This window comes from Micromonospora gifhornensis, from assembly GCF_016863515.1.
GTDB classification, from domain to species: domain Bacteria; phylum Actinomycetota; class Actinomycetes; order Mycobacteriales; family Micromonosporaceae; genus Micromonospora; species Micromonospora gifhornensis.
In genome coordinates this window covers 91,376-115,844 of record NZ_BOPA01000018.1, presented here as the reverse complement: position 1 = coordinate 115,844, position 24,469 = coordinate 91,376, and the positions used below count along the sequence as shown (strand labels likewise).

Genomic DNA, 24,469 nt, shown 5'->3' with positions numbered 1-24,469 from the left:
GTCGGGCGTCGGACAGGTCGAGCCGACCCGCGACGCGGTTCTGCGCGCACCACCGCCGAAGTCACCGCCATGGCGAGGTGGCACCCATCACGTTCCGCCGATAGGGTGCTTCACGAAAACGCTTTCGGCAAGATGTCGTACGGGTAAAACCGAGGTCGATTTTCGGCCCACCCCTGGCTTCCGCTTGTGTCAGTCTTCGCACTACGCTGGCCGGAATCGTGAGGCTGGCCAACGGCTGCCGGCTTTCTGAAAATGTTGCGAAAGGCTTTCGAGTGGGCCGACGACGATCGCAGTCAGTGACGCTGAGTGATGTGGCGCGCCATGCTGGTGTCTCGATGGCCACCGCGTCCAAGGCCATCAACGGTCGCCCCGAGGTCGCCTCGGCCACCCGGGAACGGGTGCTGCGCGCCGCCGCCGAGCTGTCCTTCCAGCCGAACGTGCTCGCCTCCGGGCTGATCTCCGGTCGCACCCGTACGGTGGGGCTGCTCACCGACGAACTGGGCGGCAGGTTCGCCATGTCCATCCTGCTCGGCGCCGAGAACGCCCTCGGCAACGGGCAGATGTCCGTGCTGCTCTGCGACGCGCGCGGCGACGCCATCCGCCGCCAGCACTACATCCGCACCCTGCTGGCCCGCCAGGTCGACGGGTTCATCGTGGTCGGTGACAGCAACGAGGTGAGCCCGTCGGTGACCCAGCACATCCCGGTGCCGGTGGTCTACGCGTACGCCCAGTCCACCGACCCGGACGACCTGTCGATCGTCGCCGACGACGAGGGTGGGGCCCGACTCGCCGCCGAACACCTGGTCTCGCACGGTCGGCGACGGATCGGGCACATCACCGGCCCGGACAGTTACCGCGCCGCCCGCGACCGGGCCGCCGGGCTGCGCGCGGTCCTCACCGAGGCAGGTCTCGTACCGGCCGGCGACCCGCTGTTCGGCGAATGGTCCCAGCGGTGGGGTCGGCACGCGGCACGTCTGCTGCTGGCCGCCCGGCCGGACGTGGACGCGATCTTCTGCGGCAACGACCAGGTGGCCGCAGGCGTCGCGGACACGCTGCGCGACCTCGGCCGTCAGATCCCGGACGACGTGGCGATCGTCGGCTACGACAACTGGGAACTCTTCGCCGAGGAGTGCCGCCCGCCGCTGACCACCGTGGACCTCAACCTCGAACAGCTCGGCGCGACCGCGGTCCAGCACCTCATCGCGGCGCTGGACGGCAACGCCACCGGTGGGGTGATCCGGCAGCAGGGCCGCCTCGTCGTCCGCGAGTCCACCGGACCGGCCCTCACCCGCCACTGACCCTGGTGCCGGCGGCGCTCGTCCCGCCCGCATTTTGCTCGGAGGCCACCTGGCGGCTCGCGCGCGCCCGACGCGAAGGTGCCGCAGGCCCGGCGTCAGGGTGCCGCGTGAGGGGGCACGGCCGACCATGTTCGGGCCGCCACCCGGCAGGTCGAGAGCACCCGCGCGTCAGGTGCCGCGTGACGGGCCGGACAGGGTCAGGCCCGCCGCCGCGCGGTCGCCGTCGCAGAGTGCCGCCGCGCTGCGCCGGATGACCAACTCCGGCACCAGTACGTCGCGGCGGGGTCGCGACTTCGACGCGGGCCGGTCGAGTTGTGCCAGCAACAGTCGCAGGCTGCGCCGACCCAGCTCGGCGAAATCCTGCCGGACCGACGTCAGCGGCGGCAGGAAGTGGGCACCGTCGGCGGTGCCGTCGAATCCGACCACGCTTACCTCACCCGGTACCCGCCGGCCGGCCTCGTGCAGCGCCCGCAGCACACCGAGGGCGAGTTGGTCACTGGCGCAGAAGATGGCCGTGACGCTGCGGTCGCGGGCGAGCCGCTCACCCTGCTCGTAGCCGGTGCCGGCGCTCCAGTCACCGGGCACCACGGCGGGCGTCGGCGCACCGGCGGCACGCAGCGCGGCATGCCAGCCGGCGACCCGCTCCCGCGCCTCCGGCCAGTCCTGCGGGCCGGCGAGGTGGTGAACGGTGGTGTGTCCGAGGTTGAGCAGGTGTCGGGTGGCGAGCCGGGCACCTTCGGCGTTGTCGATCTGCGCACTCGGTACGGCCTCGGTGCAGCCGCCGCCCACGGTCACCGCCGGCAGTCCGGACGACGCCTCGGCCAGGGCGTCGGCCATGGCGGGCTTGGGCGCGATGGCGATGATCCCTTCGACCGACTGGCGGCGGAGCCAGTCGACCGCGTCGAAGACCGATCGACGATCCAGGTGCCGCAGACTGGCGACGCTGACGAAGTAGCCCGCGGCCCGAGCCGCGCCCTCGATGGCGTACAGCATGGAGGTGGGCCCGTAGAGCGGGCTCTCGTAGCCGACGATCCCGAGCGTGCCGGAGCGGCGGGTGACCAGGGCGCGGGCGGCCGGATTCAACCGGTAGTCGAGCTGGCGCATGGCGTCCAGGACCCGCTGTCGGGTGTGGTCGGCGACGTACGGATGCCCGTTGATGACGCGGGAGACCGTCTGGGCCGACACGCCCGCCAGTTCCGCGACGTCCCGCATGATCGAACGGCCCGAACCTCTGACCGGCCGTTCGGCTTCGTTGCCGCGTGCGGGGGCGGACGGGGCTTGTCGCTGCCTGTCCGGCCGGGCACGGCCGCTGTTCTCGATCACCCTGCTCTCCTCGTCAGGAGGTGCCCCGCGCGACGCGGCGGAGGAAGCGGTGGCCCCTCCACCACCGATGTCACCTGACCTCTGACAATGAACGCCGAAAGCGATTTCGGCAATGGCCACCAGGAGATTCGCACAGAAAGCTGAGGCGACCCCCTCCCCTTTCGCCCCGACCGTCCACACCCACCCCTCCCCCACCGTCCCCCTCCCGCCACCCCTCGCGCCCCTCCTGCCCTACCCTGCCCCGCGATCTTGCACTATTGGTCGCCGATATGCGGCTTTTCAGTCGCTACGCCCCGACTGTAAGTGCAAGATCGACGCGGGCGAGAGAGGTGGGGGTGGGGGTGGGGGGTGGGGGTGGGGGGTGGGGGGGGTGGGGTGGGGCAGCGTTGTGGGTGAAAGGGTTTTCGGCAAGGAGTGCCGGGAATTGCGTGGGTTACCTCAAGAGCCGGTGCGGGTACTGACCGCGTCGGCGCGCCCCCGGCCCCCGTGTCCGGGGGTGCGCCGACGAGACCGGGTCAGTGGTTGACGTCGTAGACCGCCAACTGCACACCGTTGCCGTACGTGGCGTGCTCGACAAGGGTCAACCGCTGCTTGTCGGCGCCCTCCGGGGCGAACAGCCGCCGGCCGCCGCCGAGCAGCAGCGGAAAGATGAGCAGGTGGTACCGGTCGACCAGGCCGGCTGCGGCGAGCCCCTGGGCGAGGGTGGCACTGCCGTGCACCAGGATCGTGCCGCCGTCGCCCTGCTTGAGCGCGGCGACCTCGTCGAGCGACCGCAACACCGTGGTGTTGTGCCACTGCGGGTCGGTGAGCGTGGTCGACACCACGTACTTCGGCATCGCGTTGTACTCGGCGAACTCCTCCATGGTCGGCCAGACCGGCGCGAACTCGTCGTAGCTGACCCGGCCGATCAGCAACGCGCCCGCCTCCTGCTCCTCGCGGGCCTTGATCTCCCACACGGCCTCGTCCATCGGCACGTCCTTGAACGTCCAACCGGCGTGCGGGTGGCTGCCACCGCCCGGCGAGTCGATCACGCCGTCGAGGGACATGAACTCGGTGACGATCAGCGTACGCATGGCGCGGGTCTCCTTCATCGGCGATCTGTGGTGCCTTCACCAGAACGTCGAACGGGCCCGGCGGGATTCGACAGCCGACGGAGAAATTTTCCTCGCCGACGAGCAGTGCCCCGCCGGTGCGAAAGCTCGCACCGACGGGGCACCGACATACCTCAGGAACGGACTACTTCTTGTCCTTCTTGGGCTTCTTGTCCTTCTTGGGCTTCTCCGGGTCCGCGTCACCGATGGTGATCGTGGCCTTGTTGAAGTTGTTGCGCTTGTCGGCCTTCGACGGGTCGTAGTTCTTCTCGATGTTGCCCGCCGAGTCGACCGAGAACCAGTGGAAGGTGGTCGTCTCGGTCACGTGGAACACCTCGCCCGGCTCCCGGAACTCGGTCGCCTTGTAACGGGGCGAGTCGAGGGTCGGGCGGCTGCCGTCGATGGTGTAGTAGATGGTCGCCGGCTCGCTGACCTCGAACCGCACGTCGACCGGGCCGGAGAACCGGCCGGCGCCCGGCACCAGCGTGGAGGTGGGGGCCTTCTTGTCCTTGCCCCACTCCGCCGCGATCCGGAACATCTCCATGATGCCGTTGGCGTACTCCATGGTCTCGGCGTGCCCGCTGACCAGCTCCGGGTTGCCCTCCCACGGCGGCTGGAAGGAGCCGCCCTGCCAGTTGCCGGTCGCCGGGTTGTAGATCGAGCCACCGACCTCCCAGCCGAAGGAGAAGATGCCGTAGGTGTGGTACAGGTCCTCGCGGACGTTGCCGGCCGACGAGTAGAGCACGTCGGACGAGCCACCCACGTTCTGCGGCGTGACCACGGTCTCCCGGTACGCCTTCACCTGGGACAGGATGCGCGAGGCGGCCTGCCAGTAGAACATCTCGTCACCCAGCGGCGGACGAGGGGTGGTGACCCGACCGTCGGCCTTGTAGGAGCCCGGCTGCCAGAACAGCTGGCCGCCGTTGGAGTGCACCGACATGAAGAACTTGATGTTCGAGTACGTCTCGGCGAGCCAGACGATGTTCTTCGCCTCCGGCTCCGACAGCTTCTCCGGACCCTGGTACGTGTCGCTGGTGCAGCTGAACGAGCCGCCCGAGTAACCGTCCTGCGCGGAACCCACCCGGTAGTTGCGGTTCAGGTCGACGCCCCAGTTGTTGCGGCGGCCCGGATCGGCGTTGTCGTCCGCGCAGTGGTTGGTCAGGTTACGACGCTGCGAGGCGTTGTTGTAGAAGCTGTAGTTCGCCCCGTCGGGGTTGTTGCTGGGGATCAGGAAGATGTCGGTGTTGTCGACGATCTTCTTGGTCTCCTTGTCGGTCTTGTAGTTGGCGACCAGCCGCTCCGCGGTCTCCAGGGTGGTCGTCGCCGGCACCCACTCGCGGGCGTGGTCCTGCGCCTGGATCAGCACGCCGGGCTTCTTGCCGTCCCGGTGCTTGCCGATCCGCAGAACACGAACGGTGTTCGGGCCACGCGGCACGTCGCCCTCGGGGGCACCGACGCGCTTCTGGTCGAGGAAGTCGGTCAGCGCCACCGGCGCCGTCGGCTGCACGATGCCGGTGCCGGTGTTCGTGCGGTACGGGTGCGAGCGGTCGATCAGCCCGTTGGACTGGGTCTTCAGGGCCGTCGCCACCTGGGCGGCGGTGCTGGCCAGCGCACCGGAGGAGTCCTTGGCGAGCAGGACCCGTACGGCCTTGCCGTTGACCTCGACGGACAGCGGCAGGTTGGCGCCGGGCCGGTCGACGAACTCGACGGTGATGTCGTTGCCGCCCTCGTGGCCCCAGGCCGCGGAGGTGACGACGACCGCGGACTGACCGGTACCACCGATGGTGGCCTGCGCCTTCCGCTGGTAGCCGTTCGTCTTGTACGGCAGGTAGACGATCTCGGCGATCTTCGGGTTCTCCCGAGCGATCTCCTCGATCCGGTCGTGCAGCTGCTGCGGGTGCTTGTAGCCGTCGACCAGGTTCCACTTGTAGCCCGGCTTGTCGGTCAGCGGCGGCTCGCCGTCCTCCAACCAGTCGGACACCGGGCCGACCGCGACGCCACCGGTGGAGCTGGTGACCCGGATCTTGCTCGGACGGGTGTCCAGCTTGAACAGGTTCCGGTGGAACATGTACTGGCCGGAGTCGATGAAGCGGCTCATCGTCCGAGCGAGGGCGAAGTCGGTGCCCGGCCCGGAGTCGTTCTCCACCTGCATGCCGATGATCGGGTTGGTCTGCGCACCCTCGGTGGTACGCGCCTCGACGTAGAGGAAGCCCTGGCCCTTGGTGGTGAACCAGTCGGCGCGGGCGATGCGTACCGTCGTCTCGTGGCTGAAGGTCGACGTGCTCGTCGCCGCGGTGCTGTCGGTCGCCGCAGCGGACCTCGCGGCGACCCGCGCGCCGGCGGCGGCGAAGCCGCCGTCAGCCTCATCGCTCCAGGTGAAACCCTCGCCCTCGGCCAGGATCCGGACGCCCATCGCCTGGAGTTCGGCGACCTGCTCGGGCGTCGCCACCACCTCGGCCTCGATCCCGTCCGGCACCCGCGTCAGGCCGTGTTCCAGGTCGAAGCCGGCGGCCGCCACCTCGTCCAGCATGTCGGAGCCGGTCAGGTGGACGCGCACCACGTCAGCGTGGTCCGCGTGCTCCAGGTGGGAGCGCTCGGCGTCGGCAGCCGGCGCCGGCGTCGCCGCGGGCTCCGCGACGGCCGGCTGGCCCGCCAGCAGGACGCTTCCCACCAGAACGGGTACTGCGAGAAGAGCGATGCGTTGTCGAGTGCGCCGCATTCTTCCCTCCTTCTGCTTGAGCAAGTGTGGGGAGCAACGTATCGGCGTCGACCGCCCTCGCCGGCCCATGTCCTGCCTGGTTGACCGAATCTTGAGTTTGGCGGGTGCCGGGAGGGGTTGACAGCGGGCCGGAGCCGGTCCTGGGGCGAACGCCGAAGGGGCCGCCGGAACACTCCGGCGGCCCCTTCGCTGCAGGTGATCAGTGGATGACGACCGGCGCCTTCGGCTGGTCGCCGGGCTGGTCGTCGAGCAGGTGGGACCGCTCGCGCCGCCGGGGCAGGAACGCCGCCGGGACGAGCGTCAACACGACGAGCGCGAACGCCACCCAGAAGGTGGTGGCGAAGGCGTTGGCGGCGAAGTCCAACCCGCGCTGGATCAGCGACGGCTCGACCGGGAACTGCTGGAGCAGTTCCGGTTGCTGTTGCGCGGCGATGGCCAGGCCGGACTCGGTGACCGGGTTGCCGTTCGGGTCGGTCACGCCCGGGATCGGACGGGAGTTGTTCAACTCGTTGGTGAGGATCACCGACATCACCGCGGCGCCGATGGATCCGCCGATCTGCTGGAGGATGTTCACCAGGGTGGAGCCGCGGGCCACCTCGTGCCCGGTCAACGTCCGCAGCGCCGAAGTCATGATCGGCATCATTGTGCCGCCCATGCCCAGGCCCATCACGAACAGCGAGCCGCAGATCAGCACGTACGAGGTGTCCGCGTCGATCTGGGTGAAGGTGGCGAACCCGGCGATGATCAGCAACAGCGCGAACGGCACCGTCCGGCCGACCGGCACCTTGTCGGCGAGCATGCCGGCGATCGGCATGGTCAGCATCGCGCCGATGCCCTGCGGCGCGATCAGCAGACCGGCGGCCAGGGTCGACTCACCCCGCACCTGGAGGAAGTAGCTCGGGAACAGCAGCCCGGCGCCCATGAAGGCGATGATGAACACGAACATCGTCACCGCGGCCACGGTCAGTCGACGGTTGCGGAACAGCCGCAGGTCCAGCAGCGGGTGCCGGGGGCGGAACGAGTAGATGACGAACGCCACCACCAGGGCCGCACCGATCAGCATGGGCAGCCACACCCCGGTGTCGGCGAAGGTGCCGGTCTCGGGCAGCGTCGAGACGCCGTAGAGGAACAGGGCGAGTCCCGGCGAGAGCATCAGCATGCCGAGGAAGTCGAACGACTCGGAGGGCTCGGGGTTGTCCTTCGGCAGGGCCTTCTGCGCGTACACGAGGGCCACCAGGCCGATCGGCAGGTTGATCAGGAAGATCCAGTGCCAGCTCGCGACGTCGATCAGCCAGCCGCCGAGGATCGGACCGCCGATCGGGCCGAGCAGCATCGGGATGCCGAGCACCGCCATCAACCGGCCGATCCGGTGCGGCCCGGCCGCCCGGGTCATGATCGTCATGCCGAGCGGCATGAGCATTCCGCCGCCGAGGCCCTGCACCACCCGGTACGCGATCAACTCCCCGATGGTGTCGGCGGTGGCGCAGAGCCCGGAGCCGATGGTGAACAGCGCCAGGGCCATCATGTAGAGGCGTTTGGTGCCGAACCGGTCGGCGGCCCACCCGCTGAGCGGGATGACCGTGGCCAACGCGAGGGTGTAGCCGGTCATCGTCCAGGCGACGCGGGCGTACGAGGCGTCGAACTCGCTCTGGAAGGTCGGCAGGGCGACGCTGACCACCGTCACGTCGAGAATCGACATGATCGCGCCGAGCACGACGACGCCCGCCACCTTGAGAACCGCAGCGTCGAGCTTGTCCGATGTCGGGACAGGCTGCGACGCCGCGACCGATTGCTGTGTCACGAGGTCTCCTGAATCGAAAGTGCCCGTCGGGCGTCGCTGGCGGCACCAGCCGGCGATGGCGGGCATGACCGTTGGGCGCTAACCCGCAGCGCAGATTAACCCGCACCAGCGACGAAACTCGCGTGGATTAACGGTCAGCAGACCAACACGTGACGTGTTCCTGGTCACGGCGGGGCACGGCGGGTCGGAGACGTTCGCCTGCGGACCGGGGCGTTCCTGTCAGGCGACCGCGCCGGATCTGCGGTTGGCGGAGTTCGACGTCGCCCTACCGGCAAAGATCGATAAATGCGCAATTATGAGTAAGCGAATCGCGTACGCGTACACCTAACGTAATCGTCAAATTACCCAGCTCTCTGGATGGAGTCCACATGACAGTGGCCAAGGAGCATGCCGCTCGGCGTGGAGTGATCGGCGCGATCAACGAAGCGCATCACCGTGCGGTTCTGGGGCTGTACATGCTCATCGTGCTGGCCCACTGGGCCGAACACCTGGTTCAGGCGTACCAGATCTGGGTGCTGGGTTGGGCCCGGCCACAGGCGCGCGGCGTCCTGGGCATGCCGTTCCCGTGGCTGGTCAGCTCCGAGTGGCTGCACTACGGGTACGCGATCGTCATGCTGATCGGTCTGTTCGCCCTGCGTCCCGGTTTCGTCGGGCGAGCCCGCACCTGGTGGACGATCGCCCTGGCGATCCAGTTCTGGCACCACATCGAGCACCTGTTCCTGCTGTTGCAGGTGCAGGCCGGCTTCCTGTTGCCCGGTACGTCAGTGCCGACGAGCTTCGCCCAGCTCCTCATCCCCCGGGTCGAACTGCACCTGTTCTACAACTCCGTCGTGTTCCTGCCGATGCTTGTCGCGATGTACCTGCACCTGCGCCCCAACCAGCAGGAGTTGCAGTTGCAACGATGCAACTGCACCCTGGAAGGCCGTCAACGGCTCGCCGCCACCAACTCCGGCAGCTGACCGGCCATCATGTCTGCCGGGCGCCGCACGCTGGCCATCGTCACCGCCCTCGCCTCCGTGGGGGTCGCCCTCACCGTCGCCGCGGTCGTCCGGCAGTCCGACGGCACCGTCGCCCAGGTCCTATCGGTCGACCCGGGTGACGGTGCCGCGCTGGCCGCCGCGCCGGACGCCGTCACTCTCCGGTTGTCCACCGGCGCCGACTCGGTGCTGTCCCACGTCACCGTGCGCGACAACGCCGGCAACGCGGTCAACGACGGCCGGGTGCGCACCGACGGGAAGACCGGGCTGCGCCAACCGGTGCGGCTCACCGACCCGGGCGACTACAGCGTCGCCTACCACATCACCTTCTCCAACGGGCAGGACGCCACCGGCATCCTGCGCTTCAGCGTCGGCACCGGTGTCCCGCCCCAGGGCATCGTGGACGTCCCCGACCCGATCCTGGACGACGCCGACCACGCCCACGGCATCGACCCGTTGGGCGCGACGCTCCTCGTCATCGACGGCCTGGTACTGGTCGTCGTCCTCGCGCTGCTGCTGCGTCGGCCCGCCCGTCACCGGCGCGCGCCGGCCGTCTCGGCCGCCTCCGGTCACCTCGACGGGTCACCCGACGAGCCCACTGGCCGCTGAACCACTTGAACGGTCCGGTCGGTGCTGATCACCGACCGAGCCGGTCCTGCGTGTACTGACGTCGCGATGGCCGTGCTTCGCCATCCATCAGCAATCGGCGCGCCGGCCGTAGGGCCGGCATCCACCCTCGCATCCTCGGGTGTGCGCACCGGTTGTCCCACAGGCGCGAGCACGACGAAGGTGGGTGCCTGCGAAGGCCTCCGACCCGGTGCAGGCCTGTCGATGTTCATCGATCACTTGTCCATTCGTGGCCCAGCCTGCGGTTCGGTCGAGCGGCGACCGGTGACGGCGCGCGTAGGCAACGGTCCGAGCGACCATCATTGCGCTGACGTGCGGCGGAGCACTGTCCAGTCACGCACTCGGAGAGATGCGACGGCCGCTGCACCACTGTAATTCTCACAGGTGACGGGCTGCGCCGTCCGGCACCCGCTTCCGGCGGGATCGCCCTCAGCACGCAGCAGGGTGCCCATGGCGTGGAGTCGCCGACCAGCCGACATCAAGGAGAGCGCAGTGCCAGCCACCGACGTCTGGAATGCCGCAAACCTTGCCCTGGACACCCGCACCATCTGAGGCCTGACGCGCCTCTGACGGAAGGAGTCACCCGTGACCACCAACAGCCTCGGACCGCAGGTGTCCGCCGACGACCGAGCCGCTGTCGCGGCCCTACCCGAACGGCTCGTGCGGGCGTGGGCGGCGAACGACGCCGACGCCTTCGCCGATCTCTTCACGCCGGACGGCACCATGATCCTGGCCGGTGTGGCCCGCAAGGGCCGCGACGACATCCGCGACTTCATCGCGCAGGGCTTCGCCGGCCCCTACAAGGGGACCCGCGTCACCGGGCAGCCCTTCGAGATCCGCTTCCTCCGTCCCGACGTGGCGCTGTTGCTCACCGAGGGCGGCGTGCTCGCCCCGGGTGAGACGGAGGTGGCGGCCGAGCGGGCCATCCGCGCCTCCTGGCTGCTGGTCCGTACCCCGGACGGCTGGAAGTTGACCGCGTACCAGAACAGCCCGCGCGACGCGCGCTGACCGTGCACGTCCTTCGGCGCCTTGTCGAAGGTCCCGCTGACCGGTGCCGTCCAAGGTGTCCCAGCTTCCAGTGAAGGGCAGGAACGAACGTGCGTGTACTGGTCACCGGCGGCACCGGTTTCATCGGCTCGCACACGGTCGCGGCGTTGCTGCGTGCCGGGCACGAGGTGCGACTGTTGGTTCGTGACCCCGACACGGTCGGGCGTGCCCTCGGACCACTCGGATTGTCCGCCGCGGACGTGGCGGCCGTCGCCGGTGACGTCACCGACGCGCGGTCGGTCGGCCGGGCGGTGGGCGGCTGCGCCGCGGTCCTGCACGCCGCCGGGGTCTACTCGTTCGACAGCCGCCGTCACGCGCACATGCGGCAGGTGAACGTCGATGGCACCGAGGTGGTGCTCGACGCGGCTCGCGCGGCCGACGTCGAGACGATCGTGCATGTGTCCTCGGTGGTGGCCCTGGCACCGACCGGAGGGGTTCCGCTCGCCACGGATCTGCCTGTCGGCCGTCCGCGGGAGCGGTACATGGCCACCAAGGCGGCTGCCGAGGAGGTGGCCCGGCGGCACCAGGCAGCGGGATCACCGGTGGTCATCACCTACCCGATGGCCACGCTGGGCCCACACGACCCGTACGTCGGCGACCAGGTCGCCAGGTTGCGGGCGCTGCTGCGCGGGCAACTGCCCATCTGGCCGGGCGGCGGATTTCCGGTGGGTGACGTCCGCGAGGTGGCCGACCTGCACGTCGCGGCGCTGGGCTCCGGGTCGGGTCCGCGACGCCTGCTGGCACCGGGACGGACCCTGTCCACCCGCGAGTTCGTCGCGGCCGTACGCGAGGTCACCGGCCGCCGGTTGCCGGTCGGCTACCTGCCCTCGGCGGCGGTGCTGCCGGTGGGGGCCGCCGCGTCCGCGTTCCAGCGGATCTGGCCCTGGCACGTCCCCGTCGAGTACGGCGCGGTCTACACCTGTCACTGCGACCTGCGTACCGGCCCGGAGGTACCTGCGCCGACACGCCCGGTCACCGAGACGATCCGGGACACCGTGGCGTGGTTGTACCGCACCGGTCGCATCAGCCGACGACAGGCCGGGCTGGCCGCCGACGCCGCTTGACGAGGCGACGGCGTCACCTCGGCGGGCGCATCCTCCTAGGCGATCCGTCGCCGGCCGCCCTGGCGGTCCGCCGGCGCGCCTACGGTGCCGCGGCTGCGACAGCTGCGAGGTCTGCCCGACCTTCCGCTGCCTCGACCAGGGCGATCATGCCGGCCAACGTGTGGTGGGTGAAGCACTCGCGCAGCGGAACCGTGACACCGAAGCGTCGCTGGATCCGCTGGACGAGCTGGGGGACGAGCATCGAGTGCCCGCCGGCGTCGAAGAACGAGGTGTCGGCCGCGAACGGACCGGTGCCCAGCAGCGCCGACCAGATCTCGGCCAGGCCCCGTTGCACCGGGCTGTCCACCGGCCGTCGCGCCGCTGCCGATCTCGGTGTGGGCGGTCGGCGACGCTTCCCCTCGCCGGCCGCAGAGCGAGGCAGAGCCTCGACCGGATCGCGGCGACCACGCAACTCCAGCAGGCCGTCCCAGCGCCAGCGGCCGAGGTCACCGGTGCGGTACCAGCGCAGGTCGGTGTCGTCGTCCGGCTCCCCGTCGGGGGCCCGGAAGGCCGCCCGCCGCCAGCCACTATCGTCGCCGCTGCCGTCGTGCTCACCGTCGCGGTCGTCGAGGTAGCCGTCGCATACGTAGCGGCTGCGTACCACGATCTCGCCGGTGAGGCCCGTCGGGCAGGGCTGGTCCGCCTCGTCGAGGACCAGCACCTGCCGTCCGGGAATCGGGCGGCCGATCGGCACGCTCGCCGGCACCGGGCCGGTGATCTCGTGCCAGGTGGCCGCGATGGTCTCGGCGGGGCCGTAGACGGTCGCCAGCCGGGTCGCCGGCAGCACCCGCCGGAAGCCGTTCACCACCTCATCCGACAGTGTCTCGCCGGTCAGCACCAGCCGGCGCAGGCTGGTGGGCCGGTCGGTCGGCTCCCGGGCCGCGAGGACGCCGAGCAGCTCCCGGGCGAGGCTCGGCACCGTCTGGAGGAAGGTGATGCGCTCCCGGACCAACCAGTCGACCAGCTTCTCCGGGTGCGCCCGGATGCGGACCGGCACAGGATGCAGGGTGCCGCCGCCGACCAGCGTGGCGACCGTCTCGCACAGGCTCGGGGCGTGCTCCGGGGCGAGCCACTGCGCCACCCGGGCGCCGGGCGTCAACTCCAGGGCGTCGGCCATCCAGGTGACGAACTGGGCGAGCGCCGCGTGGTCGTGAGCGATGACCGCCGGTCGCCCGGCGCACTCCGAGGCGTACGCCACGTAGGCCGTGCGGGTGAGGTCGTCGGTCGGTGCCGGCGCCGTCGTCGTCGACGGGCGGGGCAGGCACGTCACGTCGACCAGCCGGCCGTCGAGTTCGTCGCGGAACCAGCGGGCCAGGTCGTCGTCCGGGTCCTCCCCCGTCCGGAGCAGACAGACCGGACGCAGCTGCGACAGGATCGCCCGGCCGCGCCGCCCGGCGTCGCCGGTGCCGAACCAGACCAGGTGACCACCGGCGCGCAGGACACCCAGGGACGCGGCGAGCTGCCATGGCCCGGGTGTCATCCGCACTGCCACGGGCTCGCCCTCGACGGCCAGCCCGCGCAGGTAGGTGGCCACCGCCGCGGTGCGGCGCTCCAGTTCGCCGTACGTCCACCGGCCTTCCCGGCTGGCCACGGCGACGGCCTCCGGAGTCTGCCCGGCACGCCGTCGGACGATCTCGTGCACGGGCAGCGCCTCGGCGCGCGGGCCGTCGGTCGAGCCGACCAGCGCCGGGCCGTCCAGGGAGAGCCGATGCACCGGCGTGTGCGGCGCGTCGAGCGCGGCCGACAGCAGCGTACGCACCTGCCCGAGCAGGCCGGCGGCGGTGGCGGTGGCGAACCGGTCCGCGCGGTGGCTGAGGGTGCCGGCGACCGTGGGCCAGGTACTGCGGACGGTGATCGCCAGATCCGCGACGGTGGGGCCGAGGTCGGTCACCGCCGTCGGCACGACACCGGCACCGGCCAGCCGCAGGTCCGCCTCCGGACCCGGTAGGGCCAGCAGGACGTCGCAGAACGGCACCCGCCTCGGGTCACGCTCGACGGGCAGTTCCCGGACCAGCCGCGCGAACGGCAGCTCCCGGTGTCTGGTGGCGGCCCGCAGCACGGCCGCGGCCCGGTCGACCACCTCGCTGAAGGTGGGGTAGCCGCCGAGATCAGCGGTGAGGACCAGCAGGTTGTCGCAGGGGCCGACGAGCGCGGGAAACCCGGGCGGTGGCACCGGTACCGGCATCGCGACGGTCACCCGGTCGTCGTCGCCGTACCGGTGCAGGACCGCCTGCACCGCGGCCAGCAGCACCGCCGCCGGGGTGGCCGACCGGGTCCGGCAGTACGTGGCCAGCTGGTCGGCGAGGGCGGTGCCCCAGTCGAACGGCACCAGGCCGGCGGGCCCGGCCGGGCGGGTGGCGCCGTCATGGTCGACGGGCAGTGGCACCGGCGGCGGCAGCGGGGTGAGGTGGGCGGTCCACCAGTCCAGCAGCCGGCGACCGACGGGACCGTCCACCAGGTCACGCTGCCAGCGGGCGTACTCGGCGTAGCGCAGCACCGGGGCCAGCGACGCGGGTGTGACCGGCCCGGGGCGCACCTGCGCGGCGTAGCAGATGGACAGCTCGTCAACGATGATCGAGATCGACCGGTCGTCGGCCACCGCACGATGCAGTGCCAGCACCAGCCGGTGCGTGGCGGAGCCGGTACGCACCAGCGTCAACCGGGCCAGCGGCGTGTCGGTGGCCCGCTCCGGGACGGAGGCGGCCGCCGCGCAGACCCGGTCGACGGCGCGTTCGCGTTCCGCGTCGGCCAGGTGCCCGAGGTCGACGTGGACGAACGCGCCGTTGGTGTCGGCGGAGACCACCGGCTGCGGGACGCCGTCCACCTCGACCAGCCGGGTCCGCAGCACCTCGTGCCGATCCAGCAGTGTGCGCCAGGCCGATCGCAGCGCCGGCACGTCGATCGTCCCGTGCACGTGCCAGGTACGGACCAACCGGTGCACACCCCGGTACGGGGCGAGTTGCTCCAGCAACCACACACCGTCCTGCACCCAGGAGGTGGGGCCTGGCTCGACCGTCACCTCGGCGTCGCCGGTCAGCGTCGTTTCTCCGCTCGTTGCCACGGACGAATCGTGGCATGTGGAATTGCGGCGGCCTTCTCAATAATTGCGATCCCGAATACCGGCTATGACGGTTGCCCCATCGAGCAGTTCAGCCGGCAGAATGGGGCCATTTTCGACTGCTTTTCCGACCCCGCACACACCGCATTACCGCCGCGTGCGGCCGCTGCTGGTGCACAGCGAAATGCATCGCGACGGTGCGCATCGTCAATGTGTTCCGGGCTTGCGCCGGCGTGCCGCCGTCGGCGGCGGCACGCCGTCCGTTCATCGCGCCATCGGTCAGGAGACCCCCGTGACCCGCATCGGCAGGCCGCCCTTGATCCGCAGGGAGAGCATCGGTTCGGGCACCACCTGGTACGCCGGGTCGCCGGTCAGCCGCAGTTCCCGCACCACCATGGCGGTCACGAAGGTGGCCTCCATCAGTCCCAGGTGGTTACCCACGCAGAACCGTGGTCCGGCGCCGAACGGCACGTACGCGTAGCGCGGCCGGTCGTTCGGGCGGGCGGGGTCGAACCGGTCCGGGTCGAACCGGTCCGGGTCGTCCCAGAACTCCGGGTGCCGGTGCAGGGTGTACGGGCAGATCAGCACGTCCGAGCCGCCCGGCACGTGGTAACCGCCGATCACGTCGGGTTGCTGGGCGATCCGGGAGAGCATCCACACCGGCGGGTACAGCCGCATCGCCTCATTGATCACCTGTGCGGTGAACCGCAGCCGGGCCAGGTCCTCGTACACCGGCTGCCGGTCGCCGAGCACCTCCACCGCCTCGGCGCGGACCCGCTCCAGCACCTCCGGGTGCCGGTCAAGCAGGTGGAAGGTCCAGCCCAGCGTGCTGGCCGTGGTCTCGTGACCGGCCAGCAGCAGGGTGACCAGTTCGTCGCGCATCCGCAGCCGACCCACCCGAGGGTCGGCCTCCTGCCGCGTCGAGACGATCAGCCGAGACAAGGCGTCGTCGCCCTCCTCGCCCCGCGCCCGCCGCTGGGCGACCAACGCGTCGACGACCCGTTGCAGGTCCCGCCGGGCCCGCCGGAACCGCAGCTGGTGCGGCAACGGCAGCCAGGTCGGTACGGAACCCATGGTGACCATCTCGAACATGGCCTGGTCCTGCATGACCTCGAAGGAGTGGCCCACCGAGCGGTGCTCGCTGAGGTCGCTGTCGAGCAGCGTACGACCGAGCACACCAAGGGTGAGCCCGGTCATCTCCTTGACGATGTCGACGGGAGCGCCGTCGCGGTGCGCCCGCAGCCGGTCCACCAGCCCGACGGCCTCCTCGACGACCACACCGGCCTGAGCGGCGATCCGCTTGGCCTGGAACGCCGGTTGGATCACCCGCCGCTGTTTGCGCCACAGCTCACCCTCGCTAGTGAGCAGGCCGTCGCCGAGGGCCCTCCGGGCCTGGGCCAGTCCGACGCCCTTGTGGTAGTTCTGGCTGTTGTCGGCCAGCACGTACTTGGCGTGGTCCGGGTGATTGAAGAAGTAAAGCCGTTTGAAACTCGGCCCGAGCCGGACCACGTCGCCGTAGCTGGCCGCAGTGCGCATCATGCCCAGCCGGTCCTGGGCGAGCTGCCAGAGCGTACGCAGCATCGCCGCTCCGGTCGGCCCCGCCGTGACCCGCCGCGCTCCTGCGATGGTCATCCCGTCACCCCGCCTCGGGCCGCGGCCTGCCATGCCGGCACACCGTCAGCCACGTCGATGCCGTTCCGGTCGAGTTGCCGGAACCGGCCACGTACGAACAGCACCCCGTCGGCCTCGGGTTCCCGACGGACCGCGAGCAGGTTGGCCACGAAGATGGTGTGGTCCCCACCCTCGTAGGACCGCCACAGCTCGCACTCGAAGTGCGCCAGCGCCCCGACGATCAGCGGGGCGCCGGTGAGCCGGCCCGGCACCCAGTCGACCGCGTCGAACTGAGCGGCGCCCAACGGGCGTCGGCGGTCGGCGAAGTGCCGGGCCACCGGCTCCTGGTGTGCGGCCAGGACGGAGACCCCGAACTGGCCGCACTCGATCAGGCTGCGATGCATGATCGCCTGTTGGTCGACGCAGATGAGCACCAGGGGCGGATCCAGGGAGACCGACGTGAACGAGTTCGCGGTCATCCCGTGTGGACATTCCCCGCCCACGGTCACCACGGTCACGCCCGTGGCGAACGTGCCGAACGCACGGCGCAACTGGACCGGATCGCACGGCTCGACGGTGGGCTCTGGCTGGACGTTCACGTGTACCTCCCGTGGATCGCTATGCCGCCCGCGCCCGCACCCGGTAGGGCGCCAGTGCCCGGGCCAGCGCCTCCGGCACCCGGGACGGGCTGGTGCGGTTGTTCGGCCCCCGCATGCAGGCCACCCGTTGCCGGCCGCGGGCGACCAGCACCTCGCCCTCGGGATGCATCCGGACATAGTCGAAGCTGAATTCGATCTGTGTCTGGGCGAGTTCGACCAGCCGCATACGAATGGCCAACTGGTCGAAGGCGGTGATTTCCGCGAAGAACTCGCAGTCGACCTTCAACGTGAACAGCTTGAGATCGCTGCGCAGGTCATCGAGGACATCGTTCGCCTTGTCGTGCAGGAACATCTCCCGGCAACGGCCCTGCCAACGCAGGTAGTTGACGTAGTAGACGTTGCCGACCAGGTTTGTCTCCTCGAAACCGACCGTGTGCCGATACTCGTAGTAGTCCTCCACCTCACAGCCCTCCGTCGGTGCGCACGGTGAACACGACCGGCGTGGCCGCTTGGCCCACGGTGGTGGCGAAGGTCGCCACCCGCGTCGCGCCCGCAGCGAAGACCAGCCACCCGTCGCGTTGGATCGGCGTCAGCGTCACCGAGAGGTGCTCCGGCAGGTCGACCTGCCGCAAGCAGTCCAGCGCCGCCTCCACCTGGGTCGCGGCGGTGTCCCGGTCGACGCCGAAGCTGGTGACCGCCTGGTCGACCAGCACCTCGTACCGGCCCAGAACCGGGGAGCCGCCGTCGACCGGTCGCGGCGAGACGGACCGTACGTCGCAGCCGACCGGGGTACGGGACGCCACGGCGAGGCTGAGCTCCGCGCCGTGGGAGACCGCCACGTACCGCCCGTCCACCTGCTCCGGTTGCCCGTCGGGGGTGTACCGAAGGTCGGCGGCGTACCCGAGTGCCCGGCCGACCGCCAACTCCGGCTGGTCGCCGGCGTTCGGCTCCACCGCCACCGCGATCGCGGTGCCGATCAGGTCGCCCAGGGTCCGCTCCAGGTAGGAGCCGAGCAGCGGCGCCACCCAGGGGCCCCGGCCGTCCTTCTTGCGTACCGCCCGCAGCTGCAGGCCCTCCCACCGCTCGACGACCTCGCCGGTGCTGGTGCGCAACGCGATGTCGTAGACGTAGGTGTCTCCGTCGCGCTCCCGCTCGGTGGCGCAGTAGCGCAACGGCTCACCGGTGCCCATCTGGGACCCGGCCGGGTACAGCCGTGCGATCGCCACCGGCAGCAGCGTGGCGTCCGGTACGCAGACCTGGTTGCCGTGCATCAGCGCGTCGCGGACCCCCGGGTCACCGAGCACCAGCGTGTCCGGCAGGTAGGCGCTGAACCAGTCGGTCTCCGGCACGGTGGCCACGTCGGCGTCGACGTCGCGGGCCGCCGCCCGGTGGAAGGCGCGCAGCCGTTGGAAGCGCGCTCCCTGGAACAGGGTGTCGCCGTACAGGTCCCGGGCCGGGTCCAGCGGCACCGGCGGCAGGTCGTCGGCGACCTGCTCCGGCGGACCGGCCGGCACCGGACCTTCGACGAAGCGCAACGTCGCCTCGAAGTGGTCCGCGGCGAATCCGGTGTCCGCGGTACGGATCACCGCCCGTACCGTGTCGTCGGCGGTCACCAGGGCCGCGACCCGGATGGTGGTGCTGCCGTGCGGTGGCACCACGATCGGCCGGGCGAAGCGGGCCTGCTCGATGACCGGCACCTCGCTGCGACCGGTCACCGTCATGGCCGCCTGGGCCATCGCCTCCATGCCCATGACCGCGGGGAAGAGCAGGTTCCCGTCGAGCAGATGGTCGGGCAGGTACAGGTCGCTGCCGGCGGTGAGTTCGATGTCGGTGACCAACTCCACGCCGTGGTAGCGCACCTGCGGCTGGTCCACGAAGCGCAACAACGGCAGTTCCGGCTCCTCGAAGCGCAGCGTGTCCAGGCTGTCGGCACGTCCGCTGATCACCACCACGGGCGGGGTGTCCGGGTCGGTGACCAGTCGGCGCAGCACCGCAACCCCCTGCTCGGGAGTGATCGGGGTGATGCCGTCGCGGGCCAACGACTCGACGACGGACAACTTCTCCCCCATGCCCACACCGGACCAGACCGACCACTCCAGGCAGATCGAGCGGCAGGTCGGGTGGGCCGCGCCGAAGCGACGGGTCTGCTCGGCCAGCCGGTCGTTGGCCGTGGCGTAGTGCGCCTCGCCCCGCAGCCCGGCCCGGCCGATGATGCTGCCGAAGGTGACCAGCAGCTTCAGCCGGTCGGCGTCGACGGCGTCCAGGACCGCGGCGAGGCCGCCGACCTTGGGTGCCAGCGCGCCGTGGACGGCGTCCATGTCGAGCGAGGTCAACGCCGCCGGTTCGTTGCGCCCGGCACCGTGCAGCACCCCGGTCACCGGGCCGAGCAGGCGCTCGACCTCGTCGACCGCGGCCCGCACCGCCACCGGGTCGGTGACGTCGGCACGCAGGTAGCGCGCCTGCACACCGGCGGCGGCGAAGCGCTCCAGGTTGGCCGCCAGTTCCGCGTCGGCGGCCAGGTCGGAACGGCCCAGCACGGCGAGTTTGGCACCGGCGTCGGCGGCCAGGGCGAGCGCACACTCCGCGGTGATGCCCTTGCCGCCGCCGGTGACCAGCAGCACGTCACCGGCGCCGAGAGGCTGTTCGACCCGACCGGCGTCGATGGGCAGGGCCCGCAGGACCTGCTGCCGACGCGCCCCGGTCACGTCGTAGTGAACCTCGTGATAGGTGTCGGTCGCGGCGACCTCGGCCAGCACCCGGTCGGCGACGTCCAGGGTGGCCGGCAGATGCACCACAGTGGTCCGGATCCGGGGGTCCTCCAGCCGCAGGGTCCGGGCCAGGCCGCTGGCGCCCAGGCCGTGCTGCACCAGCACGAAGCGGTCACCCGCTGAAGCGGTCAGCGCCGCCCGGGCCCCCTGCAACGCCGGTTCGAGTTGCTCCGGGGTGCAGTCGGCCGGCAGCCAGACCAGAACGCCGCCGCCGACGCCACCGGCGGCCAGCGCCTGCCGGGCCTGCTCCGCGCGCGGGTCGGTGTGGCCACCGAACAGTTGCCACCCGGCGTTCGCCTCGGCCGCTCCCGGCGCCGGTGGGGGCGCCTCGACCAGGTCGACCGCGAACGCCCGGATGAAGGTGTCCACGCCCGGCACCGACGTGGGCTGCGTCAGGTCCTCGGCCAACCCGGTGCCGATCAGCGCCTCCATCGCCTCGGCGACCTCCCGTACGGTCGCCGTGGCCACGTTGGTGGGCAGCCGCGACGGCGGTACGCCGAGCTGCTGCGCAGCCTGGTTCACCACCTGGCTGACCGTGATCGAGCTCAGGTGCAGGTCATCGAGGAGTCGGCTGTCCTCACCGACCATCTCCAGCGGAAGTTCCGCCCGGGCGGCGACGAGTTGACGCAGCACCAGCGAGGCCGGCTCCCCGGTCGGTGCGGCACCGTTCACGGAGGCCGGCGCGGCGACCGGCTGCGGCGAGTCGGGCAGCACCACGTCGGAGTCGGTCTCGCACGGGCTGGCGAAGAAGCTGAATTCGTCGACGTCCTTGACCGGCCGGACCAGCCGGCCGTCGAAGAGCTGAGGATGCACCCGCGCCGCCCCGACCACGTACGCCGCGGCGGCGACCCGCAGCACGCTGGCCAGCGTCTCGTCGTCGGTGTTGAGCGCGACCGTCGGCACCGAGGTGTCGGTACGGCCCAGGTCGGACAGGATCCGTCCGGGTCCGACCTCGACGAACAGGTCCACCTCCTTGGCGGCTATCGCGATGGCCTGCGCGAACAGCACCGGCTCGGTGATCTGGTCACGCAGCAGCACCGACAGGTCGACGCCGGCCGGCAGAACGGTGCCGGTCACGGTGGAGACGACCTGGCGTTGCAACGGCTGGAACCGCTCCTCGGCGAGGTATCCGCCGAACGCCTCGGCCGCCTCGGCGACCAGCGGCGAGTGGAAGGCGTGCGAGACCCGTAGGCGCTTGCCGGGGATTCCGGCTGCCTCGGCTCGTTCCAGCACCCGCTCGACGGCGTCGATCGGGCCGGAGATCACCGTCTGCCGCTGGCTGTTGTAGCCGCCGATGACCACCGGCTCCCCGCTGAGCAGGCGGCGTGCGGTCTCCGGGTCGGCCGGGACACCGGCCATGGTGCCACCCGGACGGCCGTGCTCGGCCATGGTCCGTCCCCGGGCGGCGGCCATCCGCAGCAGCGAGGACAGGTCCATCGCCCCGGCCCAGTGCAGCGCGGTGAGCTCGCCGAGACTGTGCCCGACGGCCACGTCGGCCTCGATACCGAGCGCGCTCAGCACGCTGAGCCCGGCGACCGAACCGGTGACGATGCGTGGCTGGGCGACCTCGGTGGCCACCACGTCACCGGTGGGCAGCGCCGCCTCGGTGACGATCCGGTCGGCCTGGGTGAACCGGCGGCGCAGCGCTTCGGCCGGTCGACCCCGGCCGGTGCCCTGGCCGGGGAAGAGGAACCCGACCCGGGCGGCGCCGCGGACGTGGCCGAGGAAGGCCCGGCCGTCTGCGGCGTACAGTCGGCTCTCGCCGGCCTGCAGCGCCGCGTGCACCCGCAGCAGTTGACGCTCGGCGTCCTCCGGCGAGCGGGCCACCACCGCGGCCCGGTACGGCCGGTCACCGAGTTCGGTGTAGATGCTGGCGGCCAGGTCGCCGAGTTGGGCGTAGGACAGGCGGATCACCTGTGCGGCCAGGGCCTGGACCCGCTCGGCCAGTTCGGCCGGGGTGTCCGCGTCCAGGACCAGCAGTTCGACGTTCTGGGCGCGGGCGGCGATGGTGCGGGTCCGGGCGTCCGGCGAGCGACGCGGAGTCTCCTCACCGGACACCACCAGGTGGGTGTTGATGCCACCGAAGCCCATCGCGGTGATCCCGGCGCGCAGCGGCGCGTCGGCCGGCCACGGCTCGGCGGTGGGCAGCACCCGCAGCTTCGCCTCGTTCGAGGTGAGCACCTCGTGCGGCTCCTCGCAGGCGACCGTCGGCGGCAGCATCTGGTGGTGCACCGCGAGGACCGCCTTGAGCAGGCCGGCGACCCCGGCCGCTGCCTTGGTGTGCCCGATCATCGCCTTGATCGAGCTGATCGCGGCCGGGGTGCCGGACGCGCCGGCGGCCCGGCGCGCCTCGGTCAGCGCCCGCAGCTCCGTCGCGTCACCGACCTCGGTGCCGGTGCCGTGTCCCTCGAACATCGGCACGGTCTCGATGCCGAACCCGGCGCGGGCGTACGCCCGGGTCAGCGCCAGTCGGTAGCCGTCCTCCTCCGGCCGGGTGATGCCACCCTTGCCGTCGGAGGACATGCCCCATCCGGCGATGGAGGCGTAGATCCGCCGGCCCTGCGCCACCGCGTCCTCGTGGCGCATGAGGACGACCATGCCGCAGCCCTCGCCGGGCCAGAAGCCGTTGGAGCCCTGGTCGTAGACCTTCATCTCGCCCCGTGCCAGCGCACCGGTCTTGGCGAAGCCGATGATCTCGAACGGGTCGATCGACAGGTCGACCCCGCCTGCGACCGCGACGTCCAGTTCGCCTTCCACCAGGCTGCGGCAGGCGGTGAGCACCGACAGCAGCGACGATGAGCAGGCGCCGTCGACGGTGTAGCCGCCGCCTTTGAGGTCGAAGTAGTTGCAGATCCGTCCGGCGATGGTGTTGGACAGGCCACCGGCCAGGGTGTCCTCGTCGATGGCCGGGAACGGCGCTTTGTATCGCTGTTCCAGGGTGCCGAGGAAGTCGGCGAGCTGGTCGTCGTCCCAGCCCTGCTCGCGCAGGGCGGCACCGACTGTCCGCCGGACGTACGGCCAGCGCAGCCGCATCACGTTCGCCCGGGAGAACTCCCCGGTCAGGGTGTTGCCGACCACCACGCCGGTGCGCTCGCGGGGCAGTTCGGCGCCCATTGGGAAACCGGCGTCACCGAGCGCCCGGGCTGCGGTGTCCAGGGCCAGCCAGTGGGTCAGGTCGGTGGATCGGTACGTGCTGCCGGCGATCCGGTACTTCTGCCGGTCGAACTCGTACCCCTCGATGACCGCGGCGTTGCGGGCGTAGAACCGGTCCGGGACGCTGCGGTCGGCGTCCCAGTAGTCGGCCAGCCGCATCCGTTCGTCCGGCAGGCGGCGGAAGGCCCGCCGACCCGTGATCACGTTCTCCCACAGTTCACCGGGAGAGGCGGCGTCGGGATATCGGCATCCCATGCCGACGACGGCGATCCTGCTCATGCCGGCACCGCTTCCTTGTGGGAGTTGGGGCCCGCGGCGTGGGCGTCGGTGGTGGCGGTCGCGGGGACCGGCACCCCGTCGGTGGGCGCCGCCGCGGCGGCGGCAGCTTCCCGCTCTTCGCGAGCCTTGTTGGAGATGTGCAGCGCCCAGAGGAACATGCCGCGGATGAGGCAGACCGCCGCGGTGGCGAAGAAGAGCCCGTACGCGATGCCCATGCCCGTGATGAGCCCGTAGAGGCTGGCCACGCCGGCGCCGAAGGCGATCTGTGACGCCGGGCGGGACGGGCTGGTTCCCGGGTCGGTGATCATGTAGTTCGTGAACAGCACGAACGCCACGCTTGTCATCATGCCCAGAGCGCCCAGGATGGAGACGTCCAGGACCACGCCACGGATCACCGCCTGGAGCACGAACGCGGACAGCCAGCCCATGATCAACCACGTCCGGCCGGTGAGCTTGGCGTTGAGCATCGTGCCGGCGGTGAGGATGATCGCCGGCACCAGCCAGTCACCGAGCGCCGGGGTGTGCTCGGTGAAGTGGTACGGCGGCGCGATGCTGGCCCACGGGAAGAGGATCAGGATCATCGCGATGCCGAAGTTCGACGGGTTCATGTAGTGCCGCAGTCGACCCCGGACGGGGGCTCGCAGGATCCATTTCGCGGCGATCGCCACGGTGACCCCGAACATCATCACCCAGACCCGGTCGTTGACGTAGGTCAGCATGTTGACGGCCAGCGAGGTGATGTGCGCCGGGAAGAGGAACTCGACGAATCCGCGCCTTCCACCGCCGAGGAAGCGCGGCGCGCGACCCTCGGCCCGGGCACCGATCACCTCCAGCACGATCTCCACCGTGTAGCCGGTGGCGAGCGCGATGAACGGCCACAGCCAGGGCTGCTCGAAACCGAGGTAGACGTAACCGACGATGTTGAAGATCGTGATCGAGATCGCGAAGCGGCGCAGCGCCGTCGTCGTCTTCGCGTCGTGCCGGACGGGGTTGGTCTTGGTGTCGGCCATCTCCG

Annotated in this window: 15 protein-coding genes; 5 read left to right on the top strand and 10 right to left on the bottom strand. The window is 70.8% G+C overall.

The window, feature by feature from the left end:
• The first annotated feature begins 272 nt into the window (after nucleotides 1-272).
• Nucleotides 273-1,298: a LacI family DNA-binding transcriptional regulator gene (locus tag Vgi01_RS13025; protein ID WP_102660732.1), complete on the top strand. Its 1,026-nt coding sequence runs from the start codon at nucleotides 273-275 to the stop codon at nucleotides 1,296-1,298.
• Nucleotides 1,299-1,466: 168 nt separating this feature from the next.
• On the opposite strand, the gene Vgi01_RS13020 is transcribed toward Vgi01_RS13025, so the two are convergent.
• The 4 genes from Vgi01_RS13020 to Vgi01_RS13005 form a co-directional block, all read right to left on the bottom strand.
• Nucleotides 1,467-2,510: a LacI family DNA-binding transcriptional regulator gene (locus Vgi01_RS13020; RefSeq protein WP_233197073.1), complete on the bottom strand. Its 1,044-nt coding sequence runs from the start codon at nucleotides 2,508-2,510 to the stop codon at nucleotides 1,467-1,469.
• A 626-nt stretch (nucleotides 2,511-3,136) separates the two neighbouring features.
• Nucleotides 3,137-3,694, bottom strand: a complete 558-nt coding sequence (locus Vgi01_RS13015) for a dihydrofolate reductase family protein (protein WP_102657127.1) — start codon at nucleotides 3,692-3,694, stop codon at nucleotides 3,137-3,139.
• Nucleotides 3,695-3,857: 163 nt separating this feature from the next.
• On the bottom strand, nucleotides 3,858-6,431 hold the full coding sequence (locus tag Vgi01_RS13010) for a M14 family zinc carboxypeptidase (protein ID WP_204291163.1): 2,574 nt from the start codon (nucleotides 6,429-6,431) through the stop codon (nucleotides 3,858-3,860).
• 199 nt (nucleotides 6,432-6,630) lie between these two features.
• Nucleotides 6,631-8,232 (bottom strand): DHA2 family efflux MFS transporter permease subunit, encoded by a 1,602-nt coding sequence (locus Vgi01_RS13005; protein WP_102657059.1) that lies wholly within the window; start codon nucleotides 8,230-8,232, stop codon nucleotides 6,631-6,633.
• 368 nt (nucleotides 8,233-8,600) lie between these two features.
• On the opposite strand from Vgi01_RS13005, the gene Vgi01_RS13000 reads away from it, so the two are divergent.
• From Vgi01_RS13000 to Vgi01_RS12985, 4 genes are all read left to right on the top strand, one after another.
• The gene (locus tag Vgi01_RS13000) at nucleotides 8,601-9,191 is read left to right on the top strand and encodes a hypothetical protein (RefSeq protein ID WP_102657060.1); all 591 of its coding nucleotides are present in this window, start codon (nucleotides 8,601-8,603) and stop codon (nucleotides 9,189-9,191) included.
• Nucleotides 9,192-9,200: 9 nt separating this feature from the next.
• A complete protein-coding gene (locus Vgi01_RS12995; RefSeq protein ID WP_204291162.1) occupies nucleotides 9,201-9,818 on the top strand; it encodes a copper resistance protein CopC in 618 nt (205 codons plus the stop codon).
• A 603-nt stretch (nucleotides 9,819-10,421) separates the two neighbouring features.
• On the top strand, nucleotides 10,422-10,844 hold the full coding sequence (locus Vgi01_RS12990; protein WP_102657062.1) for an SgcJ/EcaC family oxidoreductase: 423 nt from the start codon (nucleotides 10,422-10,424) through the stop codon (nucleotides 10,842-10,844).
• Nucleotides 10,845-10,933: 89 nt separating this feature from the next.
• The gene (locus Vgi01_RS12985) at nucleotides 10,934-11,947 is read left to right on the top strand and encodes an NAD-dependent epimerase/dehydratase family protein (RefSeq protein ID WP_102657063.1); all 1,014 of its coding nucleotides are present in this window, start codon (nucleotides 10,934-10,936) and stop codon (nucleotides 11,945-11,947) included.
• Between the two features lie 79 nt (nucleotides 11,948-12,026).
• Here Vgi01_RS12985 and Vgi01_RS12980 read toward each other — a convergent pair whose 3' ends face one another.
• The 6 genes from Vgi01_RS12980 to Vgi01_RS12955 all read right to left on the bottom strand — a co-directional run bounded on the left by Vgi01_RS12980 (nucleotide 12,027) and on the right by Vgi01_RS12955 (nucleotide 24,464).
• A complete protein-coding gene (locus tag Vgi01_RS12980) occupies nucleotides 12,027-15,047 on the bottom strand; it encodes an AMP-binding protein (RefSeq protein WP_204291161.1) in 3,021 nt (1,006 codons plus the stop codon).
• 276 nt (nucleotides 15,048-15,323) lie between these two features.
• Nucleotides 15,324-16,676, bottom strand: a complete 1,353-nt coding sequence (locus tag Vgi01_RS12975; protein ID WP_204291160.1) for a cytochrome P450 — start codon at nucleotides 16,674-16,676, stop codon at nucleotides 15,324-15,326.
• Nucleotides 16,673-17,254 carry a flavin reductase family protein gene (locus Vgi01_RS12970; protein ID WP_204291159.1) on the bottom strand — a complete coding sequence of 194 codons (582 nt, stop codon included), beginning with the start codon at nucleotides 17,252-17,254 and terminating at the stop codon, nucleotides 16,673-16,675. Before Vgi01_RS12970 ends, Vgi01_RS12975 begins: the two co-directional genes overlap by 4 nt.
• Before the next feature lie 19 nt (nucleotides 17,255-17,273).
• Nucleotides 17,274-17,714 carry an acyl-CoA thioesterase gene (locus Vgi01_RS12965; RefSeq protein ID WP_013733448.1) on the bottom strand — a complete coding sequence of 147 codons (441 nt, stop codon included), beginning with the start codon at nucleotides 17,712-17,714 and terminating at the stop codon, nucleotides 17,274-17,276.
• 1 nt (nucleotide 17,715) lies between these two features.
• The gene (locus Vgi01_RS12960) at nucleotides 17,716-23,454 is read right to left on the bottom strand and encodes a type I polyketide synthase (RefSeq protein WP_204291158.1); all 5,739 of its coding nucleotides are present in this window, start codon (nucleotides 23,452-23,454) and stop codon (nucleotides 17,716-17,718) included.
• The gene (locus Vgi01_RS12955) at nucleotides 23,451-24,464 is read right to left on the bottom strand and encodes an RnfABCDGE type electron transport complex subunit D (RefSeq protein ID WP_204291157.1); all 1,014 of its coding nucleotides are present in this window, start codon (nucleotides 24,462-24,464) and stop codon (nucleotides 23,451-23,453) included. The genes Vgi01_RS12960 and Vgi01_RS12955 overlap by 4 nt, the downstream gene beginning before the upstream one ends.
• Between the last annotated feature and the right edge of the window lie 5 nt (nucleotides 24,465-24,469).